The 17150-nt window shown below is 57.7% G+C and carries 17 protein-coding genes; 9 read left to right on the top strand and 8 right to left on the bottom strand.

Going from position 1 to position 17150, the window contains the following annotated elements:
- Nucleotides 1-140 precede the first annotated feature (140 nt).
- On the top strand, nucleotides 141-1121 hold the full coding sequence (locus HFD97_RS14435) for a LacI family DNA-binding transcriptional regulator (RefSeq protein ID WP_009087636.1): 981 nt from the start codon (nucleotides 141-143) through the stop codon (nucleotides 1119-1121).
- A 1-nt stretch (nucleotide 1122) separates the two neighbouring features.
- On the opposite strand, the gene HFD97_RS14430 is transcribed toward HFD97_RS14435, so the two are convergent.
- The gene (locus HFD97_RS14430) at nucleotides 1123-1725 is read right to left on the bottom strand and encodes a LysE family translocator (protein WP_167432077.1); all 603 of its coding nucleotides are present in this window, start codon (nucleotides 1723-1725) and stop codon (nucleotides 1123-1125) included.
- A 58-nt stretch (nucleotides 1726-1783) separates the two neighbouring features.
- Between HFD97_RS14430 and HFD97_RS14425 the strand changes: the two genes are divergently transcribed.
- The 3 genes from HFD97_RS14425 (at nucleotide 1784) to HFD97_RS14415 (ending at nucleotide 3954) form a co-directional block, all read left to right on the top strand.
- Nucleotides 1784-2800 carry a hydrolase gene (locus HFD97_RS14425; protein WP_167432078.1) on the top strand — a complete coding sequence of 339 codons (1017 nt, stop codon included), beginning with the start codon at nucleotides 1784-1786 and terminating at the stop codon, nucleotides 2798-2800.
- Nucleotides 2801-2804: 4 nt separating this feature from the next.
- Entirely contained in the window at nucleotides 2805-3023 is a 219-nt protein-coding gene (locus tag HFD97_RS14420; protein WP_009087640.1) for a YheU family protein, read from the top strand.
- Between the two features lie 61 nt (nucleotides 3024-3084).
- Complete coding sequence (locus HFD97_RS14415; protein ID WP_009087643.1) at nucleotides 3085-3954, top strand: phosphoribulokinase; 870 nt, start codon at nucleotides 3085-3087, stop codon at nucleotides 3952-3954.
- Between the two features lie 505 nt (nucleotides 3955-4459).
- On the opposite strand, the gene HFD97_RS14410 is transcribed toward HFD97_RS14415, so the two are convergent.
- Nucleotides 4460-4864: an OsmC family protein gene (locus HFD97_RS14410; protein ID WP_009087644.1), complete on the bottom strand. Its 405-nt coding sequence runs from the start codon at nucleotides 4862-4864 to the stop codon at nucleotides 4460-4462.
- A 303-nt stretch (nucleotides 4865-5167) separates the two neighbouring features.
- On the opposite strand from HFD97_RS14410, the gene crp reads away from it, so the two are divergent.
- The gene (gene crp, locus HFD97_RS14405; protein WP_003852956.1) at nucleotides 5168-5800 is read left to right on the top strand and encodes a cAMP-activated global transcriptional regulator CRP; all 633 of its coding nucleotides are present in this window, start codon (nucleotides 5168-5170) and stop codon (nucleotides 5798-5800) included.
- 57 nt (nucleotides 5801-5857) lie between these two features.
- Entirely contained in the window at nucleotides 5858-7945 is a 2088-nt protein-coding gene (locus HFD97_RS14400) for a YccS/YhfK family putative transporter (protein ID WP_167432079.1), read from the top strand.
- Here the strand turns inward: HFD97_RS14400 and HFD97_RS14395 are convergent.
- From HFD97_RS14395 to ppiA, 5 genes are all read right to left on the bottom strand, one after another.
- Nucleotides 7935-9155 (bottom strand): aspartate aminotransferase family protein, encoded by a 1221-nt coding sequence (locus HFD97_RS14395; RefSeq protein WP_058957839.1) that lies wholly within the window; start codon nucleotides 9153-9155, stop codon nucleotides 7935-7937. The genes HFD97_RS14400 and HFD97_RS14395 overlap by 11 nt on opposite strands.
- Nucleotides 9156-9236: 81 nt before the next feature.
- Entirely contained in the window at nucleotides 9237-9812 is a 576-nt protein-coding gene (locus HFD97_RS14390; RefSeq protein WP_009087650.1) for an aminodeoxychorismate/anthranilate synthase component II, read from the bottom strand.
- A gap of 41 nt (nucleotides 9813-9853) precedes the next feature.
- Nucleotides 9854-10447 (bottom strand): putative adenosine monophosphate-protein transferase Fic, encoded by a 594-nt coding sequence (locus HFD97_RS14385; RefSeq protein ID WP_167432080.1) that lies wholly within the window; start codon nucleotides 10445-10447, stop codon nucleotides 9854-9856.
- Nucleotides 10437-10607: a YhfG family protein gene (locus HFD97_RS14380; RefSeq protein WP_167432081.1), complete on the bottom strand. Its 171-nt coding sequence runs from the start codon at nucleotides 10605-10607 to the stop codon at nucleotides 10437-10439. Before HFD97_RS14380 ends, HFD97_RS14385 begins: the two co-directional genes overlap by 11 nt.
- Before the next feature lie 99 nt (nucleotides 10608-10706).
- Nucleotides 10707-11279, bottom strand: coding sequence for a peptidylprolyl isomerase A (ppiA, locus tag HFD97_RS14375; RefSeq protein ID WP_046100711.1), 573 nt, complete (start codon nucleotides 11277-11279; stop codon nucleotides 10707-10709).
- Nucleotides 11280-11542: 263 nt separating this feature from the next.
- On the opposite strand from ppiA, the gene tsgA reads away from it, so the two are divergent.
- Complete coding sequence (gene tsgA / locus HFD97_RS14370; protein ID WP_167432082.1) at nucleotides 11543-12721, top strand: MFS transporter TsgA; 1179 nt, start codon at nucleotides 11543-11545, stop codon at nucleotides 12719-12721.
- Nucleotides 12722-12756: 35 nt separating this feature from the next.
- Here tsgA and HFD97_RS14365 read toward each other — a convergent pair whose 3' ends face one another.
- Nucleotides 12757-14034: a cytosine deaminase gene (locus tag HFD97_RS14365; protein WP_140925661.1), complete on the bottom strand. Its 1278-nt coding sequence runs from the start codon at nucleotides 14032-14034 to the stop codon at nucleotides 12757-12759.
- 215 nt (nucleotides 14035-14249) lie between these two features.
- On the opposite strand from HFD97_RS14365, the gene nirB reads away from it, so the two are divergent.
- Together nirB and nirD are read left to right on the top strand one after the other, a co-directional pair.
- Nucleotides 14250-16790, top strand: coding sequence for a nitrite reductase large subunit NirB (gene nirB / locus HFD97_RS14360; protein ID WP_167432083.1), 2541 nt, complete (start codon nucleotides 14250-14252; stop codon nucleotides 16788-16790).
- Entirely contained in the window at nucleotides 16787-17113 is a 327-nt protein-coding gene (gene nirD, locus HFD97_RS14355) for a nitrite reductase small subunit NirD (protein WP_009087662.1), read from the top strand. The genes nirB and nirD overlap by 4 nt, the downstream gene beginning before the upstream one ends.
- The last annotated feature ends 37 nt before the right edge of the window (nucleotides 17114-17150 follow it).

The raw sequence follows: 17150 nt of genomic DNA, 5'->3' as shown, positions 1-17150 counted from the left end.
AGATCACTATCTGCAAACCTAAGTCAGAAATCGCAAATGCTGAAAATAGCTAAAGTAAGCAAAAATGTCAGGCGCTCACATTGTCCCTGTGATATTGATATGTGTTCCCATTCATTGCCTGTTAAGGTCTCTGTAACCCGATGTCGATTGAGAAAGTCGCTCAGCTGGCTGGCGTCTCCAAAGCCACGGTATCGCGGGTACTCAACGCGCATCCTGGCGTCAAGCCCGATACGCGTGAGAAAGTTCTGGCGGCGATCTCTGCCTGCGACTATCAGCCCAACTTACTGGCACGTCAGCTGCGTACGGCGCAAAGCCACATGCTGCTGGTGCTGATCTCAGATATCACCAATCCCTTCTGCTCGCGCGTGGTGCAGGGGATAGAGGCAGAAGCTGAGCTGCATGGCTATCACATCCTGCTCTGCAACTCCGCTTCGCAGCTGCAGCGGGAAGCCGCCTATCTGAGTTTGCTGACCGGAAAAGTGGTGGATGGCGTGATTACCATGGATGCCGCGTCGGGCTTGCAGGATTTGCAGGCGCTGATTGCCGGTGCGCCGTGGGTGCAGTGCTGCGAGTTTGATCCGACGATCCCCGCCTCCTCGGTCACCATCGATCATCTTGAAGCTGCGCGTGACACCGTCCATTACCTTGCCGGTAAAGGACGTAAACGCATCGGGCTGGTGAATGGCGATATGCGCTACCTCTATTCACATCATCGTGAAAAGGGCTACCGTCAGGCACTGGAAGAGCTGGAGTATCCCTGGTCCGGCGTCGCTTATACCGATGAAATTTCCCCTGAGGCGGGCAGTCAGGCCGTGAAGGAGCTGCTGGCGCTGCCGGAACCGCCGGATGCGGTGTTTGCGGTTTCCGATGTGCTGGCGGTGGGCGTGGTGCATGCGGCACTGGAGGCAGGTCTGCGCGTACCGGAAGATCTGGCGGTGGTCGGTTTTGATGGGATTCCGTTCACCCGCAGCCTGAATCCGCCGCTGACCACCATCGAACAGCCGATGAACCAGCTGGGCGCTCGTAGCGTGCAGCTGCTGTTGCAGAAGATCCGTAATCCGAACGCGCCAGTAGTCCGCGAAGTGCTGCCCTGGACGCGCGTTGAACGCGCATCCAGTTAACTCAGTGCCAGATTAACAGCACGCAGGCGGCAGTCAGCAGCCCCATGGCGAGGTTGAAGATTTTCCAGGCGCGACGGCTGCGCAGAATGCGGCCAATCATCGCGCCGAATCCCATCCAGATTGCGCCCGACAGCAGATTGACCATAAACATGCCGATGCTTATCGCGGCAATCGAATGGCGATAAGCGTCCCCTGCCAGGCTGAAGCTGGCGACCGCACCCAGCGCCATCAGCCAGGCTTTAGGGTTGATCAGCTGCAGCACGCTCCCCTGCCAGAACGGCATCGGCGCGTCCGGGCCCTGGCCAGTTTCCAGCTTTTCATAACTGGCTGTGGCAATTTTCCACGCCAGCCAGAGCAGATAGAGGCTGCCGGCGATTTTCAGCATCAGATGCAGTGACGGATAGAGCAGGATCAGGCCACCCACCCCAAAGGCCACCATCAGCAGCATCACCTGCATGCCGATCATGATGCCAATCATCAGCGGAATGGTGCGCACAAAGCCAAAATTAGCGCCCGAGGCGGTGAGTAACATATTATTAGGGCCTGGCGTGATGGCAGCGACCCAGAGAAACCCTAACATCGATAAGAAAAGACTCAGTTCCATGGCAATCGGGTACTCCTTACCCCTGCAAGAAAAAACCTTTCGAAGCTAACAGTGTGATATGGAACAGACAAGCTTTTACCCCATGAAATTCACCGGACCCGGAAATGAGCGCTTTATCCCGCCGGGCTCACTGCGTAATGCGCATCTGCAGACCGTGCTGCCGCGCCTGTTGCGGCGCCATGTCACTCTCCAGCCCCACTGGCAGCGTCTCGATCTGCCGGATGGCGATTTTGTCGACCTCGCCTGGAGCGAAGATCCGCACACGGCGCAGCATAAACCGCGTGTGGTGCTGTTTCACGGTCTGGAGGGGAGTTTTCACAGCCCCTATATCCATGGCCTGATGGCAATCTGCCGTGCGCGCGGCTGGCTGGCGGTAGTGATGCATTTTCGCGGCTGCAGCGGCGAGCCTAACCGGCTGAACCGGATCTATCACTCCGGCGAAACGGACGATGCCCGCTTTTTCCTGCAGTGGCTGCACCGCCGCTGGGGACGCGTGCCCACCGCCGCCGTAGGCTTCTCGCTGGGCGGCAATATGCTGGGCTGCCTGCTGGGTCAGCAGGGTGCAGACGCCGGGGTTGATGCGGGCGTGATCGTCTCCGCCCCGCTGCAGCTGGAACCCTGCAGCCTGAGACTGGAGCGCGGCTTTTCCCGCGTCTATCAGTACTATCTGCTGGCGCAACTGAAGAAAAATGCCCGCCGCAAGCTACACGCCTGGCCGGATACGCTGCCGGTCAACCTGGCGCAACTGAAAGCCCTGCGGCGACTGCGTGATTTTGATGACGCGATCACGGCCCGTGCCCACGGGTTTGCGGATGCGACCGACTACTATCAGCGTGCCAGCGCCATGCCGTGGCTGAAGCAGGTCGAAACACCGCTGCTGATCATCCATGCGAAAGACGATCCCTTTATGAGCGATGAGGTGATCCCGCACAGCAGCCAATTATCTGCCACTATTACTTATCAACTGAGCCTACACGGCGGCCACGTCGGCTTTGTCGGTGGGACGTTACGTCAGCCCGAAATGTGGCTGGAACAGCGCATCCCCCAGTGGATCGCCCCTATTCTGGATAACTGATCGCGTGATTATTCCCTGGCAACAGGTCTCCCCGGAGACCCTCGAAAACCTGATTGAAACGTTTGTGCTGCGCGAAGGCACCGACTATGGCGAACAGGAGCGCAGCCTGGTCGACAAGGTCGCGGATGTGCGTCGGCAGCTGGAGTCTGGCGAAGTGGTGCTGGTATGGTCGGAACTGCATGAGTCGGTCAATATTATGCCGCGCAAAGAATTTCGCGGCTGATGCACCGGCGGGCATTTCATGATAACAATGCTCATTGCCCGACCACACAGGGAGCTTTTCTATGTCTGCTCGTCATCCCATTATCGCGGTGACCGGTTCCAGCGGCGCAGGAACCACCACCACCAGCCTCGCGTTTCGCAAAATCTTCCAGCAGCTAAATCTGCATGCGGCGGAGCTGGAAGGCGACAGCTTTCACCGCTTTACCCGCCCTGAAATGGATATGGCGATTCGTAAAGCGCGCGATTTAGGACGTCACGTCAGCTATTTCGGCCCGGAGGCCAACGACTTTGGCCTGCTGGAGCAGAGTTTCAAAGAGTATGGTCAAAGCGGACAGGGCCAGTCGCGTAAATATCTGCACACCTATGATGAGGCGGTGCCGTGGAATCAGGTGCCTGGCACCTTTACGCCGTGGCAGCCGCTGCCGCAGGACACCGATATTCTGTTCTATGAAGGCCTGCATGGCGGCGTGGTTACCGCGCAGCATAACGTCGCAGAACAGGTGGATCTGCTGGTGGGCGTGGTGCCGATTGTTAACCTTGAATGGATTCAGAAGCTGGTGCGGGATACCAGCGAGCGCGGCCACTCACGCGAAGCAGTGATGGATTCGGTGGTGCGGTCGATGGAGGATTACATCAACTTCATTACGCCTCAGTTCTCCCGCACCCATATTAACTTTCAGCGCGTCCCGACCGTGGATACTTCGAACCCGTTTGCCGCCCGCGCTATCCCGTCACTGGATGAGAGCTTTGTGGTAATCCACTTTCAGGGACTGGAGGATATCGACTTCCCCTATCTGCTGGCGATGCTGCAGGGGTCGTTTATCTCGCATATCAATACGCTGGTGGTGCCCGGCGGCAAAATGGGTCTGGCGATGGAGCTGATCATGGGGCCGCTGGTGAAGCGGCTGATGGAAGGTAAACGGATAGAGTAAGAGGTCAGCAAAAAAACCTCAGAGAGCAGATGCCTTTCGCAAAAATGTAAAACCGGTTTTTCTGCGGATAAAGGCTTACTGCTGAGCAGGCTTCAGGGAGAATACGCCTTTCGTAAAGACGCAAAACCGCCATTCCTGGCCCGCTATGCTTTGCTACAGGCGTATGCTCCCTTCGCTTCATGTCCGGTAGCCGCATCCGGTTTCAGTAAGGCCGCTACAAACAAAACCTGCATACAAAGAATCTGACAGCAACACGAAAGCTCATCATGCAGGGAACCGGGTCAGAAGAGGAAAGCGTCCCGCCGCCCGGATAAAAACGCCGGGAGCGTTTTTGAACAACGCAACGTGTTGGCCCGGCTACGGGCGCACCTCAGGGATGAGGTGCGTAATCGCGCGGGCCGAGCGGCCATGGATTGGCTCAAGCGACTTTCCGATCTGACCCGGTTTCCTGCGCAGGCACGACCTCACACCGGACAGCCAGCAACTTTAAAAAAACCTGCGGCTATTACAGCTCAACCACCTCATAGCTGTGCGTCATCGTCACCCCTTTCCCCAGCATGATGGCCACCGAACAATATTTTTCCGCAGAAAGATCCACCGCGCGTGAGACCGCTTTATCCTGAAGTGCTTTGCCACTCACGATAAAATGCAGGTTGATGTGCGTAAAGATTCGCGGTGCCTCTTCACGACGTTCTGAGGTCAGTTTTACTTCACAATCAGCCACATCGTTGCGGCCTTTTTGCAGAATTGATACCACGTCGATCGCGCTGCATCCGCCCGCTGCCATCAGCACCATCTCCATTGGGCTGGGCGCTTTATCCCCTGAATTGCCATCCATCAGGATCTGATGGCCGGAGGATGACTCACCAAGGAATGTCATCCCTTCTACCCATTTCACTCTTGCCTGCATGATTTTTGCTCCGGAATACGCTGTTTTGTCGCCAGAGTACGCTTTCGCCTGATAAACAGCAATCCAGAGAAATCCGCCCTTAGCTGAAGCGAGACAACAGAAGACAGTCGGCAAAAGCTGTGCTACAAACAGAGCTGAAAATATTTTTCGTCACCCGATGGCGAAGCCGGGAAGAATGATGCGCACTGCGCCTGATGCGGCCCGAATAATTTCCTGAAAAGGAAACGCTTGAAGCTTTCACCGCCTGACAGGGAAAACTGCCCCCTGTATTTTGGGCACGATTACAACAGAGGATAATAGCGAATGGTTCTCGGCAAACCGCAAACAGACCCTACACTCGAATGGTTCCTGTCCCATTGCCATATTCACAAGTATCCATCCAAAAGTACGCTGATTCACCAAGGTGAAAAAGCTGAAACGCTTTACTACATCGTGAAAGGTTCCGTCGCGGTTCTGATTAAAGATGAAGAAGGCAAAGAGATGATTCTTTCCTACCTGAATCAGGGGGATTTCATCGGCGAGCTTGGCCTGTTTGAAGAAGGTCAGGAGCGCAGCGCCTGGGTTCGTGCTAAAAGCGCGTGCGAAGTGGCGGAGATCTCCTACAAGAAATTCCGCCAGCTGATTCAGGTGAACCCTGACATCCTGATGCGACTCTCGTCGCAGATGGCGCGTCGCCTGCAGGTGACGTCAGAAAAAGTGGGTAACCTCGCTTTCCTCGACGTGACCGGACGCATTGCACAGACTCTGCTTAACCTGGCGAAACAGCCAGATGCCATGACGCATCCCGACGGCATGCAAATTAAAATTACCCGTCAGGAAATTGGCCAGATTGTAGGTTGTTCACGCGAAACCGTGGGCCGTATTCTGAAGATGCTGGAAGATCAGAACCTGATCTCTGCACACGGCAAAACCATCGTCGTTTACGGCACCCGCTAATTCCTGTCATCCACGGCGTGATGTTCGCATCACGCCGTTATTGTTTGTGCTGAGCCGATGTGGCGTCGAATTATTTATCACCCTGAAGTGAACTATGCCCTGCGGCAAACGCTGGTGCTCTGCCTGCCGGTCGCGCTGGGCTGGCTGGCTGGCGACCTGCAAAAAGGTCTGCTGTTCTCGTTAGTCCCCGCCTGCTGCAACATTGCCGGTCTCGATACCCCGCATAAACGCTTCTTCAAACGTCTGATTGTGGGCGGCAGCCTGTTTGCGCTTGGCAGCTTCCTGATCCAGTGGCTTACCCTGCATGCGGTTCCGCTGCCGCTAATCCTGTTTACGATGCCCCTGTTGCTGGGCGTCACCGGGGAGATCAGCCCGCTGCATGGCCGCCTGCTCTCCGGCACCCTCATCGCCGCTATTTTTACCCTGAGCCTGACGGGCCGCATGCCCATCTATGTGCCGCCGCTGCTCTATATCGGCGGCACCCTCTGGTATGGCGTGTTTAACTGGTTCTGGTTCTGGCTGTGGAAAGAGCAGCCGATGCGCGAAAGCCTGAGCCTGATCTACCGCGAGCTGGCGAACTACTGCGACGCCAAATATACCCTGCTGACGCAGCTGACCGATCCGGAGAAGGCCCTGCCGCCGCTGCTGGCTCGGCAGCAGAAAGTGGTCGATTTGATCAACACCTGTTATCAGCAGATGCATATGCTGTCGGCGAGCCGCGACAATAGCCATAAACGGCTGACGCGCGCCTTTCAGGTGGCGCTGGATCTGCAGGAGCACATCTCGGTCAGCCTGCACCGGCCGGAAGAGGTGCAGAAACTGGTTGAGCAGAGCCATGCTGAAGCGGTGATCCGCTGGAACGCCAAAACCATCTCAGCCCGGCTGCGGGTGCTGGCCGATACCATTCTCTACCACCAGTTAGCCGATCGTTTTGCGATGGATAAACAGCTTGGCGCGCTGGAGAAGATCGCCCGTCAGCATCCCGACAATCCGGTGGGCCACTTCTGCCTTTATCACTTCAACCGCATTGCGCGGGTGCTGCGCACCCAGAAACCGCTTTACCAGCGCGACCTGATGGCTGACCGCCAGCGCCGTCTGCCGCTGCTCCCGGCGCTGCGCAGCTACCTCTCATTTCGCTCCTCAGCGCTGCGCACTGCCGGTCGCTTTGCGGTCATGCTGATGCTGGGCAGCGCGCTGGCGCTCTTCTTCAACATCCCTAAGCCCTACTGGATTCTGATGACGATCATGTTCGTCAGCCAGAACGGCTACAGCGCCACCCGCGTCCGTATCCAGCACCGTGCGCTCGGCACCTTTGCCGGTCTGGTGGTCGCGGCGGCCACACTGCGTCTGGCGGTGCCGGAACCTGTCGTCCTGCTGGTGATGCTGGCGATTACCTTTATCAGCTATCGCTTTACCCGTCAGTTTTATGGCTGGTCGATGATTGGCTTTACGGTCACCGCGGTTTACTCGCTGCAGCTCCTCTCACTGAATGGCGCGCAGTTTCTGCTGCCGCGACTGATGGATACGCTGATGGGCTGCCTGATCGCCTTTGGCGGCATGATCTGGCTCTGGCCGCAGTGGCAAAGTGGCTTACTGCGGCAAAATGCCCATGACGCGCTGGAAACTTATCAGGATGCGCTGCGCCTCCTGCTGGGAGAGGAACAGGCACCCGGCAAGCTGGCTTATCAGCGCGTGCAGGTGAATCAGGCGCACAATGCGCTGTTTAACTCGCTGAATCAGGCGATGCAGGAGCCGGGTTTCAACGCCCAGTATCTGAAAGATATGCGGCTCTGGGTCACGCACAGCCAGTTTATCGTCGAGCACATCAATGCGATGACCATTCTGGCGCGTGAGCACACCATGCTGACCCCCTCGCTGGCGGAACGTTACCTGCAATCCTGTGAGATCGCGCTGCAACGCTGTCAGCAGCGGCTGGAATATGAGGGTGCCAGTTCGCAGGTTAATCTGCTGGATGAGCTGGGGAATATCAGTGAAGGACCGGTAACGGTGGTGGAGCAGCATGTGCGACGCATTCTCGATCATCTCAGCGTCATGCACACCATCTCCTCGCTGGCGTGGAGCCAGCGACCACAACATGGCCGCTGGCTGATCAGACACTTACGGAAAAAATCCGCTAGCCGTTGAGCACTTTGCCGACAGCCGTGGCAAAGCGGCTCATGCCCTCTTCGATGTCAGCAGGCTCGATGATCAGCGACGGGGCAAAACGCATCACGTCGGTGCCGGCGACCAGCACCATCACGCCTTCAGCGGCCGCGGCATTGAGAATGTCGCGCGACCGTCCGGCATGCTGCGGTTTCAGCGCCGCGCCAATCAGCAGCCCCTTGCCGCGAATATCGCTGAACAGATCGTACTTCGCATCGATAGCCTGTAAGGCGGTCACAAAGTGCTGACGACGCGCCTCAACGCCTGACAGCACCTCTGGCGTATTGATGATATCGAGTGCGGTTTCGGCAATGGCACAGGCCAGCGGGTTACCGCCGTAGGTGGTGCCATGCACGCCTGGCGCCATCGTCGAGGCGATCTCATTAGTGGTCAGCATGGCGCTGACCGGGAAACCGCCGCCCAGCGCTTTGGCTGAGGTCAGGATATCGGGCTGAACACCATAGTGCTCATAGGCGAACAGCTTGCCGCTGCGGCCCATACCGCTCTGCACTTCGTCCAGCACCAGCAGCGCCTGATGCTTATCGCACAGCTCACGCAGTCCCTGCATAAAGGCCTGCGTCGCGGGCATCACGCCGCCTTCGCCCTGAATCGGTTCCACCACGATGGCACAGGTGTGATCGTCGATAACCGCTTTTACCGCCTCCAGGTCATTGAACGGCACATGCACGATGTCCGCCGGTTTCGGGCCGAAGCCGTCTGAATATTTTGGCTGACCGCCAACCGTGACGGTAAACAGCGTCCGCCCGTGGAAGGCGTTATGAAAGGCGATGATCTTACTTTTGAAAGGGCTGTGACGTTTGCAGGCGTAGTAACGCGCCAGCTTAAAGGCGGCTTCGTTCGCTTCGGCACCGGAGTTGGCAAAGAAAACGCGCTCCGCAAAGGTGGACTGGATCAGCTTACTGGCCAGGCGCAGGGCCGGTTCGTTGGTGAAAACGTTGCTGGTGTGCCACAGGGTTTCGCCCTGGCTTTTCAGCGCCTCCACCAGCGCCGGATGGCAGTGGCCCAGTGCGGTGACGGCGATCCCGCCGGAGAAATCGATATACTCTTTGCCCTGCTGATCCCATACACGACTGCCTTTGCCTTTTACCGGCACAAACTGCGCAGGTGCATAAACAGGCAAAATAACGTTATCGAACGTCTCCCGGGTAACCGCAATTTTTTCCGCCGCCATTGATGACCCCATTTGAATGATAGTTGTGCAACATTGAAATAATAATCACAAAATATGCATAAAAAATCACTCAAAGGCAACTTATTGCGTCAGGAAATTGCGCAGCAGCTGATGACCCTGCTCGCTGAGAATGCTCTCGGGATGAAACTGCACGCCTTCCAGCGCCAGCGTTTTGTGGCGGAAACCCATGATCTCGTCAGGCTCACCGTCGCGCAGACTCCAGGCGGTGACCTCGAACGCATCGGGCAGCGTCTCGCGCTGCACGATCAGCGAATGGTAACGGGTGACAGTCAGGGGATTGTTGAGATTGCGGAACACACCTTTGCCGGTGTGCTGAATGGCGGAGGTTTTGCCGTGCATCACCTGACGGGCGCGCACCACCTGCGCACCATACGCCTGCGCGATAGCCTGATGACCCAGACAAACGCCCAGCACCGGCAGCTGCCCGGCAAAGTGGCGGATGGCCGCCAGTGAGATCCCCGACTCCGAAGGCGTACAGGGGCCAGGGGAGATCACCAGATGGGTCAGCGGTAAGGCAGCCATCTGCTCCAGCGTGATGGCGTCATTGCGCACCACCTTAACCTGCGCATCCAGTTCGCAGAAATATTGATAAAGATTCCAGGTAAAGGAGTCGTAGTTGTCGATAAGCAGCAGCATGACTGATCCAGAATGATAAACCGCGCCGCTATTCTACGTGGTTAAGCCGCCTCACTCACCACTTTCGCAAAAACCGCCTCCAGCGGAGCCAGATCACCCGCCACACCTGCCTGATTGGCCGCTTTCCAGCTCTCCGCATCGGTCTCTTCCCACGTCAGCAGATACCCGGCATGCAGCGCCAGCTGTTCGAAGAAGATGCGCTGGGCCCGCCCGTTGCCATGGCGGAACGGATGCAGCATGTTGATTTCACAATAGTAGTGGGCGATACGCGGGATAAAGGCGTCACGCGGGAGGTCAGCCAGCCCCTTCTCCTCTTCCAGCGCGGCCATCAGGGCGTTGCCCTCTTTTTCGATATATTCGAAATGACAGAACGGCGTCTCATCGCGCCAGATATCGATGGTGCGCAGTTCACCGGCCCAGCTGTAGAGATCCTGGAACAGGGTGCGGTGGATCTGACGCAGCCAGGGCAAACCGGAGTTGCGGGGCCCCAGTTCCAGCGTGGCGAGACGCGCCGCACTGAAGCTCAGCTCCGCCTTACGCAACTGGGCGGCATCGTGAATTTCGGCCAGATTTTTCAGCACATTGTCGTGCTGCCACAGGTAAGGGTCCTGGCTGACGGCGCTGTTAGAGTCCATATTGCCTCCTCAGTGACGCCAGACGTGTTTCCGCATCGTCACTCTTCACGCTGATCTCATTTGGTGTGAAGCCCTCCAGCCGACAGCTGGCCTGATAGCTGACGCTGCGCCGCTGTTGCCACAGTGTGACCTTCTGTTTTTCGGTGAGTTTGTTCGCCATGCCGCCTCCTGCTCAGGTTTTTGCCCTAAGTATAAGAGCAAATTCTGGCTTTGCCGGAGGCGGCGGGCGATCGCCATCCGCAGAGGGCGACAAAAGGCGTTAAGGCAGGACTTTCGCGGAGAGGATAACGACCGGTTTAGACGGGACATTCTGGTAAGGGCCAACATCTTTGGTCGGCACCTGAGAAATTTTTTCAACCACATCCTGGCCTTTCACAATCTTACCGAAAACGGCGTAGCCAAAATCGCGCTGTCCATGGTCGAGGAAGGCGTTATCCGCCACGTTGAGGAAGAACTGGCTGGTCGCGCTGTCTTTATCCGCAGTACGCGCCATCGAGATGGTGCCACGCAGGTTGCGCAGGCCATTATCGGCTTCATTTTTGATCGGCGCGTTGGTCTGCTTCTGCTGCATATCGGTGGTGAAACCGCCGCCCTGCACCATAAAGCCCGGGATCACGCGGTGAAAAATGGTGTTGTTGTAAAAACCGCTGTTAACGTAATCAACGAAGTTTTTTACGGAAACCGGCGCTTTCTGGTTATTCAGTTCGAGTTCGATATTACCGGCGGAGGTGGTAAGCAGAACGTGCGTGTCGCCTTTTGCGGCCAGCGCCTGGGCGGAAACAGATGAGAGCGCTAACAGGGTAATGGCCGCTGTTAAAGTACGTTTGAACATGAAAGGTTCCTTACCCTGGAGAGTGGGGATCGAAAAAAGTGATTTAGTGTAAAGAGCATGGAATACAAGAGCCAGCGTTTTACCTATATTTACGCTGCCTGCGCAAAAGCGAGACGCAAACGTTAACCCTCAGCAATTACGTGATTAAAATCACACAACACATGAAATTTGGATCTGTAGTTTCACTGCTTGTTTATTAAGATCACAGTTCCGTTTACACTTTCTGACACTTTTTGGCACCCGGTCCCTAACAGGTTCAGAACATGACAAACCGAAATCGTATTGGCCTTACCTGGATAAGCTTTTTCTCCTATGCGCTGACGGGCGCACTGGTAATCGTTACCGGCATGGTAATGGGCGATATCGCAAAAGATTTCCAGATCCCTGTCTCCAGCATGAGTAACACCTTCACCTTCCTCAACAGCGGCATTCTGGCTGCGGTCTTCCTGAATGCCTGGCTGATGGTGATTGTGCCCCTGAAGCGCCAGCTGATTTTCGGCTTCGTTCTGATGGTCCTGGCGATCGTCGGATTAATGACCAGCCGCGATCTGACCATCTTCTCGCTCTGTATGTTTGTGCTGGGCGTGGTCAGCGGCATTACCATGTCGATCGGCACCTTCCTGATCACCCATCTGTATGAGGGTCGTCAGCGTGGTTCCCGCCTGCTCTTCACGGACTCCTTCTTCAGCATGGCGGGCACGCTGTTTCCGGTACTGGCCGGGATCCTGCTGGCGCGTCAGCTGCCGTGGTACTGGGTCTACGTTTGCATCGGCTTCATCTACGTCGCGATCTTCATCATGACGCTGTGTGTGGAGTTCCCGGTGCTGCGCAAGCCTGAAAACAGCCCGACGGTGGAAAAAGAGAAATGGGGTGTGGGCGTGCTGCTGCTGGCAGTGGCGGCTCTCTGCTACATTCTCGGCCAGCTTGGCTTCATCTCCTGGGTGCCGGAATATGCCACCAAAATCATGGGCATGAACATCAATGATGCCGGACAGCTGGTGGGCAGCTTCTGGACAGCCTATATGGTCGGCATGTGGGTCTTCAGCTTCCTGCTGCGCTTCTTCGACCTGCAGCGCATTCTGATGGTGCTGGCGGGTCTGGCCACGGTGCTGATGTACTGGTTCGTCAGCAGCAACGATGCCGGCATGCTGAAATGGATCATCATGATTCTTGGCTTCAGCTCCAGTGCGATCTACACCACCATCATCACGCTGGGTTCGCTGCAGACCAAAGTCGCCTCACCGAAGCTGGTGAACTTTATCCTGACCTGTGGCACCGTCGGCACCATGCTGACCTTTGTGGTGACGGCGCCTATCGTTGAGAAAAGCGGAGTGCATACCGCACTGGCGACCGCCAACGCGCTTTACGCGGTGGTGTTTGTCATGTGTGCGCTGCTCGGCTTTGTCAGCCGTCATCGTACGCACGGTCACATCACGCATTAATGCTTCAGGGCGGCGATTCATCGCCGCCCTGCTCGTTAACGCCGGAAATCTATGCGCTCCCGCTCCCGCCAGTAAATTTCACTTTCCGCCGGTTTTGTTTCGGCCACGACGGTGCCACGCCGCACCGAGTAGCGCACCGGAACCTGCCTTCTCACCGCATCAAAGCCACTCTCAGCCGGCAGAATGATCAGGCTCGCCTCGTTGCCGCTCTGAATGCCATAGCCGGCAAGCTGCATCGTCTTCGCGCTGTTATGCGTAATCAGATCCAGCCCCGCATCAATCTGCTCGTAGCCCATCAGCTGACAGACATGTAAGCCCATGTGCAGCACCTGCAGCATGCTGGCGGTGCCCAGCGGATACCAGGGATCAAACACATCGTCGTGGCCGAAGCAGACGTTGATCTCCGCCTCCAGCATCTCTTTCACCCGCGTAATGCCGCGCCGCTTAGGATAGGTGTCGAAACGCCCCTGCAGGTGAATATTGACCAGCGGGTTCGCGACAAAGTTGATGCCCGACAGCTTCAGCAGGCGGAACAGCCGCGAAGTGTAGGCACCGTTATAGGAGTGCATGGCGGTGGTGTGGCTGGCGGTCACGCGTGCGCCGTTGCCGTCGCGATGGGCCAGCGCCGCCACGGTTTCCACAAAGCGCGACTGCTCATCATCGATCTCATCGCAGTGAACATCGATCAGCCGGTCGTAGCGGTTCGCCAGCGCAAAGGTCTTATGCAGCGACTCCACGCCATATTCGCGGGTAAATTCGTAGTGCGGAATCGCCCCGACCACATCAGCACCCAGCCGCAGTGCCTCCTCCAGCAGCGCCTCCCCGTTGGGATAGGAGAGGATGCCCTCCTGCGGAAAGGCGACGATCTGCAGGGTTATCCAGGGGGCCACCTCCGCCTTCAGCTCCAGCATCGCTTTGAGCGCCGTCAGGGAGGGATCGGAGACGTCAACGTGGGTGCGAACAAACTGGATGCCGTTGGCGATTTGCCATTTCAGCGTCTGCATCGCCCGCTGTTTAACATCCTCGTGGCTGAGCATCGCCTTGCGTTCCGCCCAGCGCTCTATGCCTTCAAACAGGGTGCCGGACTGATTCCACGCGGGCTGACCCGCGGTCTGGGTGGTATCCAGATGAATGTGCGGCTCAATAAAGGGCGCACAGGCCAGACCGCCCTCACCGTCCAGTGACTGATCGGCCGGTGTCGCCTGCTGGGGCTGGGCCGACAGACGGACAATCCTGCCGTCGGCAATTTCGATCTGCCACAGACCTTCCCGCCAGGGTAAACGCACGTTGTTAATCCACTTGGGTGACCGCATTGCCAGCTCCTTATCCGGGTTTTGGTTAAAACTAGCACGAATCGTCGTCCCGGCGGCAATACCGGATTATCAGCGGGTTAGCTCTTCCGGATAAAATCAATTCAAATCAACCACCTAACCCTAAATAGGTATATGGGCGGGTGGTTGATGTACATCAATAAGCGCCAGAAAGGGCGCGCTATTGTAGCCGCAGAAATCGCAAATCTGAGGCAAAAATGAGCAAGCACAATGTCGTCGTTATCGGTAACGGCATGGTCGGCCACCGCTTCATAGAAGAGTTAATGGAGAAAGCGGAACCTGACCAGTTTTCGCTGACCGTCTTTTGTGAAGAACCGCGCGTCGCCTACGATCGTGTCCACCTCTCGGCTTACTTCTCCCACCACACCGCAGAAGAACTCTCGCTGGTGAGTAAAGGGTATTACGAGAAACATCAGGTCACGCTGCTGCTGGGCGAGCGCGCCATCGCCCTTAACCGTGATGAGAAACTGATCCACTCCAGCACCGGTCGCACGGTCCGCTACGACACGCTGATTTTTGCCACCGGCTCTTATCCCTGGGTCCCGCCGATTAAGGGAGCGGACGGCAGCGACTGCTTTGTCTACCGCACCCTTGACGATCTTGATGCGATTGAGGCCTGCTCACGCAGCAGCTCACGTGGCGCGGTGATTGGCGGGGGTCTGCTGGGCCTGGAAGCGGCGGGTGCTCTGAAAAATCTGGGCATAGAAACCCACGTTATAGAATTTGCCCCCGTGCTGATGGCAGAACAGCTGGATCAGCAAGGCGGAGAGCAGCTCCGTCGCAGGATCGAAGAGATGGGTGTACGGGTCCACACCGGCAAAAATACCCAACAGATTGTGCATCATGCACAGGGCGGCAAAACACTGCAGTTTGCCGATGGCAGCACGCTGGCGGTCGATTTTATCGTCTTCTCCACCGGTATCCGTCCGCAGGACGCGCTGGCGAAGCAGTGTGGCTTGACGCTGGGGCCGCGCGGCGGCATCGCGATTGATGACCAGTGCCGCACCAGCGACCCCGCCATCTACGCGATAGGTGAGTGTGCCGCCTGGCAGAACCGCGCCTATGGCCTGGTGGCACCGGGGTACAAAATGGCCCAGGTCGCCAGCGACCATCTGCTGGGCCGCGACAATGCCTTTACCGGCGCGGACATGAGCGCGAAGCTCAAGCTGCTCGGGGTCGATGTCGGCGGGATTGGCGATACGCGCGGCACCACACCGGGCGCCCGCAGCGTGGTCTGGCTGGACGAAGGCAAATCGATCTATAAACGCCTGATTCTCAGCGAGGATCAGAAAACCCTGCTGGGGGCCGTGCTGGTGGGCGACACCCGCGACTATGGCAATATGCTGCAGCTGGTGCTGAACGCGATTCCGCTGCCTGACCAGCCGGAAGCGCTGATTCTGCCCACAGGCAGCGGCGAAAAACCGGCTATCGGCGTCGACTCTCTGCCGGAGAGCGCGCAAATCTGTTCCTGCTTCGACGTCACTAAAGGCGATATTGTGCAGGCGGTCCAGGCGGGCTGCCACACCGTGGCTGCACTGAAAACCACCACCCGTGCAGGCACCGGCTGCGGCGGCTGTATTCCGCTGCTCACACAGGTGCTCAACAGTGAGCTCAGCCGCCAGGGGATTGCGGTCAGCGACCATCTTTGCGCCCATTTTGCGTATTCCCGTCAGGCGCTGTATCACCTGATTCAGGTGGAAGAGATCAAAACCTTTGATGAACTGCTGGCCCGCTATGGCCAGGGTTACGGCTGTGAAGTCTGCAAGCCCACGGTGGGTTCGCTGCTCGCCTCCTGCTGGAATGAGTATGTGCTCAAACCCCAGCACGCCCCGCTGCAGGACAGCAATGATCTCTGCCTGGGCAATATTCAGAAGGATGGCACCTACTCCGTGATCCCGCGTTCCCCCGGTGGGGAAATCACGCCGCAGGGACTGAAAGCGATAGGTGAGATCGCCGGGCGCTACCAGCTCTACACCAAAATCACCGGCTCACAGCGCATCGGCCTTTTCGGGGCGCAGAAAGACGATCTGCCCGCCATCTGGTCACAGCTGATCGACGCCGGATTCGAAACCGGCCAGGCCTACGCTAAGGCACTGCGAATGGCGAAAACCTGCGTCGGCAGCGCCTGGTGCCGCTATGGAGTCGGCGACAGTCTCGCTCTGGGCGTGATGCTGGAGAACCGCTACAAAGGCATCCGCACCCCGCATAAGATGAAATTTGGCGTCTCCGGCTGCACCCGCGAGTGCGCGGAAGCCCAGGGGAAAGATGTCGGCATCATCGCCACCGAAAAAGGCTGGAACCTTTACGTCTGCGGCAACGGCGGCATGAAGCCGCGGCATGGCGACCTGCTGGCCGCCGATCTGGATCAGGAGACCCTGATCGCCGCACTTGACCGCTTCATGATGTTCTATATCCGAACCGCCGATCGCCTGCAGCGCACCTCGCTGTGGCTGGAGAGCATGGAGGGCGGCATCGGCTATCTGCGTTCGGTGATCATGGATGACCGGCTCGGTCTCAACAGCCAGCTGGAGCAGCAGCTGGCTGCGCTGCGCGCCACTGTCCGCTGCGAATGGAAAGTCACGCTGGAAGAGGAACCGTCCCTGTCGCGCTTCGCCCACTTTATCAACTCGCCGCAGCGCGACCCTGGCATACAGCGGGTGGCCGAACGCGACCAGCACCGTCCGGCCCGCGCCGACGAGCGTATTGCCATCACCCTGACAGAGGAGACGAAATCATGAGCCAGTGGCATCCGGTGTGCGCGCTGACGCAGATCCTGCCCGCCACGGGCGTCTGTGCGCTGGTCAACGGCGAGCAGATCGCCATCTTCCGTCCACGCGATGATGAACAGCTCTATGCCATCAGCAATATCGACCCGTTCGCCGGGGCCAGTGTGCTGTCGCGCGGCATCATCGCGGAACATCAGGATGCGCTCTGGGTGGCCAGCCCGCTGAAAAAGCAGCGTTTTCGTCTCAGCGATGGTGTCTGTATGGAGGATGCCTCGCGCAACGTGGCCGCCTGGCCGGTGCGGGTCAATGCCGGACAGGTCGAAGTCTGCCTGTAACTCTCTTCACAGCCCGCTCCGGCGGGCTTTTTTAAGG

It is taken from the genome of Pantoea sp. EKM103V, from assembly GCF_011800365.1.
Lineage (GTDB): Bacteria > Pseudomonadota > Gammaproteobacteria > Enterobacterales > Enterobacteriaceae > Pantoea > Pantoea anthophila.
This window is presented reverse-complemented; position numbering and strand designations above follow the sequence as displayed.